Source organism: Pseudoalteromonas luteoviolacea (genome assembly GCF_001696455.1).
Classification (GTDB): domain Bacteria; phylum Pseudomonadota; class Gammaproteobacteria; order Enterobacterales; family Alteromonadaceae; genus Pseudoalteromonas; species Pseudoalteromonas luteoviolacea_C.
This window is the reverse complement of the sequence record NZ_MAUJ01000008.1, coordinates 195,841-209,567: the sequence shown is the minus strand read 5'-3', so window position 1 is coordinate 209,567 and position 13,727 is coordinate 195,841. Positions and strand designations below refer to the sequence as shown.

Sequence of the window (13,727 nt, the reverse complement as noted above, 5' to 3'; positions counted from 1 at the left end):
ATTGCAGGTTCTGTAATAATTAGGTAACTGTATGGCTCTACTTGAAAATCTCACCATTAAAAGGCGTTTGCAATTAAACGCTGTGGTTGTCGGTGTAGCATTGCTTGTGATGTTGGCGGTGATCATCACCGAAGCCAATACAATGCGCCGTTTGAATGAAACCATTCAATATGCGGAAGAACTGGATGTTCACGAACTAGCGATGCGAAAGTACGAGAAGAACTTTTTGTTCTACAAAGATGTTGATGCGCTAGACAAATTTGAAAATGAATATCGTCAGCTGCAAGAAAAGAAAGCGCTGTTAAACGAGATTTTTATTGAGTTCGATATAGACAGGTCTCAGCTTCAAGAGTTTGACCAGTTGGTAAAGCAGTACCATTCGTCATTTAACAACGTTGTGTCACTGCAAAGAACAATTGGCTTACATCCAAAAGACGCGTTGTATGGCGAATTGCGAAAAGCTGTACATGGTGTTGAGACGCTGCTCAAACAACGAGAAGACTATAAACTACTGACGACTATGCTACAGCTTAGAAGGGCAGAGAAAGACTTTATGCTGCGCTTGGATACCAAATATCTAGGTAAATTTAATAAGCATATCGAGACGTTTGAAGGGCAAATTCGCGATTCAGACCACGATAGTAGCTATCAACAAGATCTGATCCGACTGCTGAATGTGTATCAAAACAAATTTAAAGGTTTAATCGATGCACAAGTGGCGCTAGGGGTTGATCTCAATAGTGGTGCGTTGGGCGAGATGAAGCGCACGGTGCAAAAGAGTGACGCCGTGGTTGCTGCCATTGTACTGCAGACGAAAAAGGAAATTCACAACAATGCGGAGTTTGCCAAATCTGTTGCCATTGTCATTTTTCTTGTTGCGGCAGTGATTGTGATGTTCTTAGTTTGGTCGACCAGCCGTTCGATTATTCGTCCAGTTGAGCGTGTTTATCAAACCATTGAACGGATCCGCAGAGAAAATAACTTAGGTATTTTCATCGAGCAGACGGGTAATGATGAAATTACCGATATGACCCGAGACTTCAATAGTTTAATTGCTGACTTTAAAGAATTAATCGCAGATGTAAATCGTGCGCTTGTGACCATTAATGATGCGACAGATCACTTATCGAAAACAACGGCGCATACAAGCTCTGGTATGAACGAGCAACTCCATGAAGCCGATATGGTGGCGACAGCTGCAACAGAAATGCAAGCGACTATCCAAGACATTTCGCACAATACAGAGGCTGCTGCACAAAAAGCTGAATCTACGAATAACAATGCACAGCAAGGTCGCAGCGAAGTAACGTCAACCATCGACCACATTATGGCGTTGTCTCACTCGTTAAGCGGCGCATCTGAAGTCGTTGGTCAGTTAGAGCGTGATGGCGAAACAATCGGCTCTGTGCTGGATGTAATACGCGGTATTGCTGAACAAACTAACTTACTGGCGCTGAATGCGGCGATTGAAGCTGCGCGAGCGGGTGAGCAAGGGCGAGGTTTTGCCGTGGTTGCAGACGAGGTGCGTTCATTGGCACAGCGTACTCAGGACTCAACGCAAGAAATTGAAAGTATTATTTCGACGTTACAGCAACGTACCCGAGACGTTGTCAGCATTATGGAAGAGTGCCGTGGGCAAAGTAATGAAAGTGTCGAGCAAGCCGAAAGAGCTGGCGAGTTACTTGGTCTGATCACTGAGGATGTGCAAAATATCATGGATATGAGTACACACATTGCGACGGCCATCGACGAGCAAAATCAAGTGGCATCGGAAGTGAACAAGAATGTTGTAAAAATCAGAGACATTGCACAAGATGCTTCTGAGCATGCAGCGTCAAATGCGCAAAGCAGTGAAGAGCTGTCAGAGCAGGCTCGAGCATTACACATGGCGATTGATAAGTACAAAGTGTAACTTTGAATTAAGTGCCTGAAGTAAAAACTTTGGGCACTTAACTTTTCCCACTATAGCAGTCTTTAATGTCATTTTAGATAGATAAAGCAATCTCCAGATATTACTTACCGATCAAGGCACAAATTTAATGGGCACGCTGTCTTTATTTTGTTGGTGTGCAGTCACGCGCTGTTGATAGGTGTGCCATAAGGACTCGTGCTCAGTACAGAGTTTGCGTAAGTATTGCCAACTGAACAACCCGGAGTTGTGACCATCATCAAAACAAAGTCTGACCGCATAGTGACCGACAGGTTCTAGTTGGGATATCTGCACATCTTGTTTATTCAAGACCAATTGCTGTTGTGAGGGACCGTGTCCTTGCACCTCAGCTGAGGGAGAGTGGGTGCGCAAAAATTCGCAGCTCAATGTCACCGTTAAGTCGTCATCAAAGTAAATATCGAGCTGCTTGCTGGCGCGGTGGTAATGTAATTTTGTGACTTGATACATAAAAGTAAGGCCAGCATATGCTGGCCCTGTCCTCAATTAAAGAATGAAGCGACTGAGGTCTTCATCTTGTACGAGCATATCTAAATGCTGTTCTACGTACTTTGCATCGATAGTCAATGATTGACCTGCTTTATCCGATGCATCAAATGAGATCTCTTCCATCAGTTTTTCCATTACCGTATGCAGACGGCGTGCACCGATGTTTTCAGTTTTTTCATTGACCTGCCAAGCGGCTTCAGCAATACGTTCAATGGCATCATCAGTAAACGCTATACCCACTTGCTCGGTTTCAAGCAAGGCTTGCTGTTGCTCTGTTAAAGACGCATGCGGCTCAGTTAAGATACGCTTGAAATCTTTTGCTGTTAGCGCTTCTAATTCAACGCGAATTGGCAAGCGACCCTGTAACTCAGGGATTAGATCAGATGGTTTTGCCATCTGGAAAGCACCCGAAGCGATAAATAAGATATGGTCCGTCTTCACCATGCCGTGTTTCGTACTGACAGTAGAGCCTTCAATCAGCGGTAATAAGTCACGCTGCACACCTTCGCGGCTCACATCTGGACCTGATGCTTCGCCACGCTTACAGATTTTGTCGATTTCATCAACAAATACGATACCGTTTTGTTCAACAGCAAAGATGGCTTGCTCTTTTAGCTCTTCTGGGTTTACTAATTTAGTTGCTTCTTCTTCCACAAGCAGCTTAAACGCTTCTTTAATTTTCAGCTTGCGATTTTTCTTTTTATCGCCAGACAGGTTTTGGAACATGCCCTGAAGTTGGTTAGTCATTTCTTCCATGCCTGGAGGTGCCATGATCTCAACTTGTGGTGACGTTTCTGCGATATCAATATCGATTTCTTTGTCGTCTAGCTGGCCTTCACGTAGTTTCTTACGGAACACTTGACGTGTTGAGCTATTCTCAGCTGGTTGGGATTCACCCCACGCATCTTTTGCTGGTGGCAGTAAGGCGTCCAAAATACGCTCTTCGGCCGCTTCTTCAGCACGATGCTTGTGTTTTTTAGTTTGCTGTTCGCGTGTCATTTTAAAAGACACTTCAACCAAATCGCGAATAATGGTCTCAACCTCTTTACCTACGTAGCCTACTTCAGTAAATTTCGTTGCTTCGACTTTGATAAATGGTGCATTGGCCAGTTTTGCCAGTCGACGTGCGATCTCGGTTTTACCAACCCCCGTCGGACCTATCATGAGAATGTTCTTAGGTGTTACCTCAGCACGTAAGTCATCGTTTAATTGCATGCGTCGCCAACGGTTTCGAAGGGCAATTGCAACCGCTTTTTTAGCTTTGTCTTGACCAATAATGTGCTGGTCTAACTCATGAACGATTTCTCTAGGTGTCATTGCAGTCATGGATTTTCCTATTACAATTCTTCGATGGTCTGGAAATTGTTTGTAAATACACAGATATCACCTGCTATCTTTAAACTTTTCTCAACAATTTCACGTGCACTGAGGTCGGTGTTTTCAATTAGCGCTGTTGCAGCTGCTTGAGCGAAGTTACCGCCACTACCAATGGCGATAAGGTCGTGCTCCGGCTGAACAACATCACCGTTACCTGTGATAATTAATGACGCAGTCTCATCAGCTACGGCAAGTAGGGCCTCTAGTTTCCGAAGGGCGCGATCTGTTCGCCAATCTTTGGCCATTTCGACAGCTGCGCGAGTAAGGTGTCCTTGGTGCATTTCTAGTTTAGTTTCGAAACGCTCAAACAATGTAAATGCATCGGCCGTACCGCCAGCAAATCCAGCTAGTACTTTACCGTTATAAAGGCGACGCACTTTTTTGGCGTTGCCTTTCATCACCGTATTGCCAAGAGAGACTTGGCCGTCGCCACCGATAACAACTTTGTCATCACGACGAACGCTTACGATAGTAGTCATAGTATTCCTTAATGGGAGGCCTGTGCCTCAGATAATTATATCAATAAATGCATAGATGAGGGCGGCTGTGCTAATTTCAAGTCCAGCCCCAAATTCCACAATCTACAATTTTGATACGTTTTAGGCGGTTTTTATCACTTTCTGCTGTACGTTTTTTTTCATAGGGGCCCAGACGCACGCGATACCAGACGCCATTTTTACCTTCTGTTCTGCGGATCTCAGAAAGCAACCCCGCAAAAGCAATGCGAGCTTTGCGTTTTTCGGCTTGTTCATAGGTTCTAAATGAGCCGCATTGCATTTGAAATGGCCCTTTGGACTTTATTTCTTTTACTTCGGCATCTACGGTCGCGCGTTCCATATCTTTGATAAAGGGAGGGGGTCTAGGCAGCGCTTTCTTTTGTTCAACAGGGGCTTCAATTTTGGCTGGTTGCTGCGCTTGCTGCACTTTTACTGGATCGGCATGTTGTTTGATATACCACAGGCCATACGCAAACCCCCCGATTAAGAGGAGCGCGAAAACCGCGAGAATTGTTGGAAAAGGCTTTTGAGCAGCGGGTTGCTTCTTCTTTTGGCCCTTTTTTGGAGTTTTATTTATATAATCGTGTTGTGCCATAACAGTTTAAAAGGTATCCATAGGATCCACATCAATATTCCAACGCACCTTCGTTGCTAGCTTGTGATTGCTAATATAATCCTTAAGTTGCACTAGGTATTGATGCAAAATATTACGTTGTGTTGCCTGTATGTGTAGTTGATAGCGATATTTTCCTGCCAAACGCTCCATTGGGGCAGGAATTGGTCCCAGCAATTGTATACCAGAGAATGGCTGAGCAGGAACCAGATCAGACAAAAATGTCATAACTAAATGTGACGAGGTTGCTTCGGCTCGGATAATTGCCAAATGAGAGTAGGGGGGGAGTAACACTTCTTCTCGCTCGGTCAGAGCATATCGCGCGAAATCTTGGTAGCCGTTATTCACCAAGTCTTGCAATAAAGGGTGTTCTGGAAAATGCGTCTGTAATAGTACAGTGCCCGGTTCTCCACTCCTGCCTGCTCGTCCTGCAACTTGTGTGACTAATTGCGCCATATGCTCAGTAGCCCTAAAATCGCTGGAGTATAGACCACTATCCACATCTAAGATGATTACGAGGGCGACATCGGGAAAGTGGTGTCCTTTAGCGAGCATTTGCGTGCCAATTAATACTTGCGCGCCTCCTTGATGAATTTGTTCAAGTGCGCTCTCTAAACTTCCTTTTCGGCGTGTCGAATCCCGATCAATACGACTGACTGGTATCTCTGGAAACTCAGCCGTTAAAAACTCTTCTAACTGCTCAGTACCCAGACCTGTCGGCATAATTTGCGTACTGCCACAATCCGGGCATTGATGTGGCACAAATTGTTGCTCGCCACAGTGGTGGCAGACCAATCGTTGCATGTTCTTATGATAAGTTGCGCTGGTACTGCATCGTTCGCAGTTACTAAGCCAGCCGCACTCATGACATATCAAAGTGGGGGCAAAGCCACGGCGATTCAAAAATATCATCGCTTGCTTACCGATTGCCAAGGTTTGTTTAATGGCCAGCAAACTGCCACTGGCAAATCCCGATTGAGTTTGTTGGGCTTTCATATCAATGATATGAAAGCTGTTATCTTGACTGGTTTGGGCTCTTTTACTCAGTGTGATGAGTTGGTATTTGTTGTCCAGTGCCTTTTTTAATGTTTCTAATGCGGGTGTTGCGGTGCCTAATAATAATGGGATCTTTGCTTGGCTAGCACGGTATGCCGCTAAGTCCCTTGCGTGGTAGCGCAGGCTATCCTGCTGCTTAAAAGAATGATCATGTTCCTCATCTACGATAATCATAGCTAAAGATTTAAAAGGCAGAAAAATACTTGAACGGGTACCGATCACCAATGCTGTCGTCGCTTGCTGTGCGCGTCGCCATGTATGTAATCGCTCATTATCGGTGAGGTTTGAGTGCCATAAATCAATAGGTAGCCCCGGGAAACGGCGCTTAAATCGATTAACGGTTTGTGGGGTGAGGCCTATTTCTGGCACCAACACTAATGCTTGTTTGCCAGCTGCCAATACTTTTTCAAGGCATTGCAAATACACCTCAGTTTTACCACTGCCCGTCACCCCTTCTATCAGGAAAGTACGAAACCCCTGATGGTGATTAACTGCACTACATGCCGTTGCCTGCTCAGGATTAAGCACTGGCTTATTACCGATTTGCAATGGCGTCGTTTGCCACGAGGTGTTCTGGCGAAGCTCTTCTCGAATCAGTTGCTTCTCTAATAACGCCTTAATTTGTGCTTGGCTGAAGCCGAGTGTTTTCAACTCGGTCCCCGTAGCGTCACCTGCATTGCGCAATTGGGTTAATAAGGCTAATTGCTTTTTAGCGCGCAGTTGTGTTGTGGAGCGTCCCGATTCTGTCAGCGTGATAATAGGGATTTGTGTTTTATCCGTATCTTGACCATCTCTCAGTGCGCCGGGTAACGCAGTAAATACGGTGTCACCAAATGGATAGCAATAGTACTGGCTGGTAAAGCGTAAAAATTCCAAATGCGATTTTGACAGCACAGGCGTGTGATCAATGATTGATTCAATGGCTTTTACTTTATCTTTTGGTACGTCGGTATGTTCTTTTAGTTCAGTCACTACAGCGACATATCGACGGTTAGCGAACTTGACCCATACTCGTCCACCGATACATGGAGGGTGTGAGGCATCATAAGCATAGTCAAAAGTTTTGTGTAAGGGTACTTTGATTGCGACAGCTGCAAATGGCATTGTGTCTCCGGTAGCTAAGCCTATTGCTGTTGAAAGAGAAGGTAAGCGGCATTGAGTATACCTTATCCCCGATAGCTTGTACGCGTAAATTACTGGTATTGCATAAAGAAACAGAAAAATCTCTTATTAGTCTCAATTATTGCTTGTAGTTTGAGCATATAAACAATAAACTACGCGTCCAATTTATATGTATAACGACGTATGGTGCCAAACTTCGGGTTTGGAGAGCGATACGGCCTTAAATAGAGGTTTCCTATGAAAGAAGGTATTCACCCTAAGTACGAGACGATCTCAGCTACGTGCTCATGTGGTAACAAATTCGAGACTCGTTCAACACTTTGTAAAGACATTCACCTAGATGTATGTTCTTCTTGTCACCCGTTCTACACTGGTAAGCAGAAGATCCTTGACACAGGTGGTCGTGTTGATCGCTTCAACAAGCGTTTCGGAGCGCTTTCTACTAAGCGTTAATCAACAGCTTGGTAATGATAGAAAAGCACCTAAGGGTGCTTTTTTTAGTTTTACCGTTCGGTAATTCCTCTTTTTTACAAAAACAGCCCTTTCTTTTTCATCTCGAATAAAAATTTGTGCAATTTGGAATTGTATTAAAAAGTTGCCATATTTGTCTTATAACATTTATTTGAATAAGTACCTTGTAGACAGTGTGTTGTCTATCAACCTACTGTTGTTAGGTGTTTAAATTATTTCTTGTTATGAATATTTATGCTTGAGTAACCTCATTTTTTTTAGATTAAATTCATCTAAATGTCACTAAAAGTCGCTATTTTTGGTTAAAGTGCATTGATATGTAGTTTAATTCTCAATGGGTTGTTGTTGTGTTTACTTCTGCATAATAATTACTCAGAATTGCTTTTTAGAAACTGATTCTGAGTCGATTTATAGTAGAAAAATTGGAAGAAAAGACATGTAAAAGTCGCTAAATTCTAAAAAAATGTCCTTAAACAGGATAGACCTGATAGTGCTTGAATTAATTTTCAAAAAGGGTATTGTGAAAGCAGTTAGCGAATTTTTATCTCACTCTCACTTTTAACTTCTCGTAGGAAAAAATCGCGTCATGTCAGATTTACGTGAAAAAGCATTACATTACCACGCTCACCCCGTCCCAGGAAAAATCAGTGTTGAGCTTACTAAGCCAGCAGAGTCTGTAAAAGATCTAGCGCTTGCCTATAGTCCAGGTGTTGCGGAACCAGTCCGTGAAATTGCCGCTGATCCTGCTAATGCATACCGTTATACAGGTAAAGGCAATATGGTTGCTGTTATCAGTAATGGTACGGCTATTTTAGGCTTAGGTAACTTAGGTCCATTGGCATCTAAACCCGTTATGGAAGGTAAGGCGCTTCTATTCAAGCGTTTTGCAGGTTTAGATTCAATTGATATCGAAGTAAAGCATCGCACTACAGAAGATTTCATCAATACCGTTGCAAACATTGCAGATACGTTTGGCGGTATCAACTTGGAAGATATTAAAGCACCTGAATGCTTTGAAATTGAAAAAGCGCTCATTGAACGATGTGAAGTGCCAGTTTTTCATGACGATCAACATGGTACGGCGATTGTAACCGCGGCAGGGATGTTGAACGCATTAGAAATTCAGGGCAAAGACATCAAAGAAGCCATTATCGTGTGTTTAGGTGCAGGTGCTGCAGCGATTGCGTGTATGGAACTATTGATTAAATGTGGCGCGCAGCGTGAACACATTTATATGCTTGATCGTAAAGGCGTGATCCATACTCGTCGCGATGACCTAAACGAATATAAAACGCTGTTTGCAAACAACACTGACAAGCGCACGCTACAAGATGTTATTGAAGAAGCTGACGTGTTTGTGGGCGTATCTGGCCCTGATCTGCTGTCTCCTGAAGACCTTAAGCTAATGGCTAATAAACCAGTCGTATTCGCTTGCTCAAACCCAGATCCAGAAATTAGCCCTGAAGTGGCTCATGGCGCTCGCGATGATTTAATTATGGCAACGGGCCGTTCTGATTATCCAAATCAGGTAAATAATGTATTGTGTTTCCCATTCATCTTCCGAGGTGCATTAGATGTGCGTGCAACGGCCATCAATGACGAAATGAAGATTGCTGCTGTAGAAGCGATTCGTAGCATCGCCAAAGAGCCTGTACCGCAAGAAGTGTTAGTGGCTGCTGAAGTGGACAGCTTAGAGTTTGGTCCAGAGTATATTATTCCAAAACCAATGGATCCACGCTTACTGCCGCGTATCGCAAAAGCGGTAGCGCAAGCTGCGATTGACTCAGGTGTCGCACAAATCGATATGCCAGAAAATTACATGGCTTAATCGCATTCGACAAAAAAAGCCTCACACTGTGAGGCTTTTTTCGTTTTTAGACGAAGTGTCGAATTATTCTTCGTTGATTTCCGGAATTTCCAGTCCCATCTTTTCCATAATATTACGTACTTCAGCAGGAATTTTTTCCGGGTTATCTTTTCTTAAATCTTCATCGTTTGGTAAAGGCTGTCCTGTAAAGGCATGTAAAAATGCTTCACATAATAGTTCACTGTTTGTCGCATGGCGCAAGTTATTTACTTGGCGACGAGTCCTTTCATCTGTCAGTACCTTGAGTACATTCAGAGGAATAGAGACAGTGATTTTTTTCACTTGCTCAGATTTTTTACCATGTTCTGCATAAGGGTGAACATATTCACCGTTCCATTTAGCCATAATTCTGTACTTGCCTCAGTGTTTACTTGGGATGCAAATAAGACTGTGTTTTTGCTCGTGGGGTGTACTGCAGACGGTATAACTAAAGTGGTCCAGCTCAAGAAAAGTGGCACTTTATACATAAGTGGCAGAACAACACGTCTTTTGCCATATTTGGTCAAAGACTCAGTCTTATTTACATACGAGATCGCTTAGTGGCGAAATTTTATCGGTTTGAATAAGATAGTCAAATACTAGTTATTTAGCCATATAGAAGTATAAATGTTTTGACTTCTTTGATTTGTTCATCTAACCTTTTAGACGTCTAAACATCCAAGTATCTAGGTGACCTATGAGCCAAAGCAACAAGTCAACTATCGCAGTTAGAAATGGCATTGATGCCGACAAGCACCATGGCGCAGTTGTGCCGCCTCTTTATCTCTCTACAACCTACTCGTTTGCAGACTTTGATAAGAAGCGTGATTACGATTATGGGCGCAGTGGTAATCCAAATAGAGACATACTCGCTGATACACTTACTCAGCTAGAAGGCGGCGAGAAAGGCATGATCACGGCGACTGGTATGGCGGCTGTGCACCTAGTTACTCAGTTACTTAATCATGATGATACCTTGGTGATCCCTCATGATTGTTATGGTGGCAGCTATCGTCTATTCACATCACTAGAAAAACGTGGGCTGTTAAAAGTGGTGGTGTTGGATTTGACTAAGCCTGAAAGTTTAGAGCAAATTGCAGGCATCGCGCCGAAAGTCGTTTGGATAGAAACGCCAAGTAATCCAATTTTGCGATTGACCGACATTGAAGCTGTTGTCAAAGCCGCGCACGGTTGTGGTGCTTTGGTTGCAGCAGACAACACTTTCTTATCTCCGGCATTGCAAAATCCCATTGCGTTTGGTGTTGATATTGTAGTGCATTCGACAACAAAGTTTATTAACGGGCACTCCGATGTTGTGGGTGGCGCTGTTATCACGCGAACGAAAGAATTGGGTGAAGAACTGGCGTGGTGGGCGAACAATATCGGCATCACGGGTTCACCATTTGACAGTTACTTAACACTGCGTGGATTGAGAACGCTTAAAGTGCGCCTAAAGCAACATGAGCAAAATGCGTTAGAAATCGCACAGTACTTAGAAGCATCACCTTTTGTCGAACAAGTTTACTACCCAGGTTTGGCATCGCACCCACAGCATGAACTGGCTAAAAAGCAGCAACATGGCTTTGGGGGCATGGTGAGTTTTGACATTAAAGGCGGATTGGCTGACTCGGCTGCTTTTCTAACTGCATTGAAACAATTTTCTCTTGCCGAGTCTTTGGGTGGGGTTGAAAGCTTAATCTGTCACCCTGCAACCATGACACATGCAGGCATGGATGCACAAGCGAGATTGGAAGCTGGTGTTGGAGACACGCTCATTCGCATTTCGGTGGGGATCGAAGAAGTAGAAGACTTACTTGCTGATATTGAACAAGCTTTCCAACGGATCAAGCCTGACACGCAAGGTGGTCCTGACAGTGCAAAAGATTTTAAATTGTCTCCGGCCCATACGGTATTGTGGTAATAAATATGACAAAAGTAGTACATAAGTTTGGCGGTTCAAGTTTAAGCTCCGCCACAAGGTATAAAGCGGTAGCAAATATTGTGCTTGGGCAGTGCCAAGATGGTGATTGCGTTGTGGTATCAGCGGCTGGTAAGACAACAAACACACTGGTCAAACTATGGCAGAGTTTTACTCAACAAGATGATAAAGCCTTTAACGATATTCTTTTGCAAGTTGAAAACCATCAGCGTCAATTGCTGAGTGAGTTGTTTTCAGAGCAAGCGGCTCAGGCATTACGTGATCAACTTCAAGACGAATTAGTCGCTATTGCCAAGTCTGCAAATACACGCACGTTGCATGAAGCAACCTTGCTTGCTCATGGAGAACTGTGGTCTGCAAGGTTGTTGGCTCATCTTCTGAATACCTTAAATGTCGCTGCCACGGATGTCGATGCCCGCGCTTTGTTTACTCAACACCAAGGTCAGTTATTACATGCGCAGAATAAACAGGCCTGTTTATCTCAAATAGATAACACGAAAATTAATGTTGTCACTGGATTCATTGCTGCTGACTGTAACGGTAATACGATCACGTTAGGACGCAATGGCAGTGATTACAGCGCAACTTTACTGGCCAATTACATCGATGCAGAGTCTGTCTCGGTATGGACAGATACGCAGGGAGTATTCAGCACGGATCCACGTAAAGTCGGGACTGCACTAAAATACCCTAAAGTGTGTCGAGTACAAGCAAACTTGTTGGCTAGGCTAGGCAACCCTGTATTGCATGCAAAGACGCTTTCACCACTGAAAGATACGAATATCAAATTACAAGTTCGCAGCAGCTACGAACCTGAAATCATCGGTACAGAGATTGTTAAACAAGGGTATAGTAAAGAGAAGCGCTTTATCACAACGTTTGATGAGTTGGATTTAATTCGAGTTGAAGCGCTGGTAAGCGGAGAAGTACGCACCCTGAGCCAACTTATTCAGCATAGTATCCATCATTTCAGCAAAGGTGGAGAAGACTACCTCTTGGTACCAAGCAACGATACTCATGCAGTCGCAACGCATTTGCAAGGTCGTGGAAATATTATCGAGACGCACTTAAGAGGGGTGGCATTGGTGGCCCCTGAGTATGAAGTGGCACAGCTTACGCAACAAGCTGCTGCAGTATTGGAACAACAAGATGTTGTGGTGCGATTTACGCACAGTGATAGCAATTATGGGCTGTTTCTGACAGATCAATCTATCGACAGTGATGTATTGGCGATTTTACATGATAAGTTAGTTAATAAGGGGCGTGAACTCGCTGTGATCATTGCTGGCTTGGGGAATGTAGGCGAAGTCTTCGTTGCGCAGTGCCAAGCACAGATTGCCAAGTTACAGGCCTCATTTGATTTAAAGGTGGTTGCACTTTTACGCTCTAAAGACATGCTATTTTGCCCCAGTGGTATCAATATTGGCAATTGGCAGCAGCAATGGCGTAGTGAAGCACAAAGTTACACACAGTCTGATTTGCTGGAGCGTATCAGTGAACTTGATTACGAACATAAAGTGATCATCGATATTACGGCCAGCGACGCGTTTAGTGAATTATATCCGAGCTTTGTAGAGCAAGACTGTCACCTTATCAGTGCAAATAAATATGCAGGTACAGCACCGCGTAAATGGTACTCACAGTTGCTTGAACAGCTACAAGAGCGAAATCTATTGTGGCGTTACAACACCAGTGTAGGCGCAGGTTTGCCAATCAATTTTGCATTGGCAGATCTACAAAATAGCGGAGATAGAATAACCCGTATTGAAGGCGTATTTTCTGGCACTTTGTCTTGGTTATGTAGCAGTTTCGATGGTTCAAAGCCATTTTCAGAGCTCGTTTTGGCAGCGCAGCAAATGGGCTATACAGAACCGGATCCAAGGGAAGATTTATCTGGCCGAGATATGCAGCGCAAATTACTAATATTGGCTAGGGACTTAGGGCTCGAACTTGATGTTGATGATATTGCGCTAGAACCACTGATGCCAGCCCACTTGGCCGAGGGGGATTGGAACGCGTTTTTAGCCAATAAACAAGACTTAGATACGTTTTACGCCACACGTGCTGAGCAGGCTGAGCAAGAAGGTAAAGCGCTGCGCTACACTGGGGCGTTAGATATTGACGAACAGGGCAAGGTGACGGCAAAAGTTGGCATTGCGTATGTTGACAATGGCAGTGCTATTGCCAATCTAACACCTGGAGACAATATTTTCGTGATTACGAGTCAATGGTATGAGACGAACCCTTTGGTCATTCAAGGACCGGGTGCGGGTAAAGAAGTGACAGCGGCAGGCATTCACTCAGATCTCTACTGGCTAACACAAAATTTAAAATAGCGATGTCATGTCGCTATTGTTTAGCATATGTTT

11 protein-coding genes are annotated in these 13,727 nt (G+C 43.9%); 5 read left to right on the top strand and 6 right to left on the bottom strand.

What is annotated here, in order from left to right; genetic code table 11:
- The first annotated feature begins 31 nt into the window (after positions 1–31).
- Positions 32–1,912: a methyl-accepting chemotaxis protein gene (locus A7985_RS20205; protein ID WP_065792280.1), complete on the top strand. Its 1,881-nt coding sequence runs from the start codon at positions 32–34 to the stop codon at positions 1,910–1,912.
- 111 nt (positions 1,913–2,023) lie between these two features.
- Here A7985_RS20205 and A7985_RS20200 read toward each other — a convergent pair whose 3' ends face one another.
- The 5 genes from A7985_RS20200 to priA form a co-directional block, all read right to left on the bottom strand.
- Positions 2,024–2,398, bottom strand: a complete 375-nt coding sequence (locus A7985_RS20200) for a gamma-butyrobetaine hydroxylase-like domain-containing protein (protein WP_065792279.1) — start codon at positions 2,396–2,398, stop codon at positions 2,024–2,026.
- A 36-nt stretch (positions 2,399–2,434) separates the two neighbouring features.
- Positions 2,435–3,763 carry an HslU--HslV peptidase ATPase subunit gene (gene hslU, locus A7985_RS20195; RefSeq protein WP_065792278.1) on the bottom strand — a complete coding sequence of 443 codons (1,329 nt, stop codon included), beginning with the start codon at positions 3,761–3,763 and terminating at the stop codon, positions 2,435–2,437.
- An 11-nt stretch (positions 3,764–3,774) separates the two neighbouring features.
- Positions 3,775–4,293 (bottom strand): ATP-dependent protease subunit HslV, encoded by a 519-nt coding sequence (gene hslV / locus A7985_RS20190; RefSeq protein WP_023398436.1) that lies wholly within the window; start codon positions 4,291–4,293, stop codon positions 3,775–3,777.
- Positions 4,294–4,369: 76 nt separating this feature from the next.
- The gene (locus A7985_RS20185; RefSeq protein WP_065792277.1) at positions 4,370–4,906 is read right to left on the bottom strand and encodes an SPOR domain-containing protein; all 537 of its coding nucleotides are present in this window, start codon (positions 4,904–4,906) and stop codon (positions 4,370–4,372) included.
- Positions 4,907–4,912: 6 nt separating this feature from the next.
- Entirely contained in the window at positions 4,913–7,084 is a 2,172-nt protein-coding gene (priA, locus tag A7985_RS20180) for a primosomal protein N' (protein ID WP_065792276.1), read from the bottom strand.
- Between the two features lie 255 nt (positions 7,085–7,339).
- On the opposite strand from priA, the gene rpmE reads away from it, so the two are divergent.
- The gene (rpmE, locus tag A7985_RS25855) at positions 7,340–7,555 is read left to right on the top strand and encodes a 50S ribosomal protein L31 (protein ID WP_081310650.1); all 216 of its coding nucleotides are present in this window, start codon (positions 7,340–7,342) and stop codon (positions 7,553–7,555) included.
- A gap of 604 nt (positions 7,556–8,159) precedes the next feature.
- Complete coding sequence (locus A7985_RS20175; protein WP_065792275.1) at positions 8,160–9,401, top strand: malic enzyme-like NAD(P)-binding protein; 1,242 nt, start codon at positions 8,160–8,162, stop codon at positions 9,399–9,401.
- Positions 9,402–9,464: 63 nt separating this feature from the next.
- On the opposite strand, the gene metJ is transcribed toward A7985_RS20175, so the two are convergent.
- A complete protein-coding gene (gene metJ, locus A7985_RS20170) occupies positions 9,465–9,785 on the bottom strand; it encodes a met regulon transcriptional regulator MetJ (protein ID WP_063373454.1) in 321 nt (106 codons plus the stop codon).
- Positions 9,786–10,116: 331 nt separating this feature from the next.
- On the opposite strand from metJ, the gene metB reads away from it, so the two are divergent.
- Positions 10,117–11,340 carry a cystathionine gamma-synthase gene (gene metB / locus A7985_RS20165; protein WP_065792274.1) on the top strand — a complete coding sequence of 408 codons (1,224 nt, stop codon included), beginning with the start codon at positions 10,117–10,119 and terminating at the stop codon, positions 11,338–11,340.
- A gap of 5 nt (positions 11,341–11,345) precedes the next feature.
- The gene (gene metL, locus A7985_RS20160; RefSeq protein WP_065792273.1) at positions 11,346–13,694 is read left to right on the top strand and encodes a bifunctional aspartate kinase/homoserine dehydrogenase II; all 2,349 of its coding nucleotides are present in this window, start codon (positions 11,346–11,348) and stop codon (positions 13,692–13,694) included.
- Positions 13,695–13,727 lie beyond the last annotated feature (33 nt).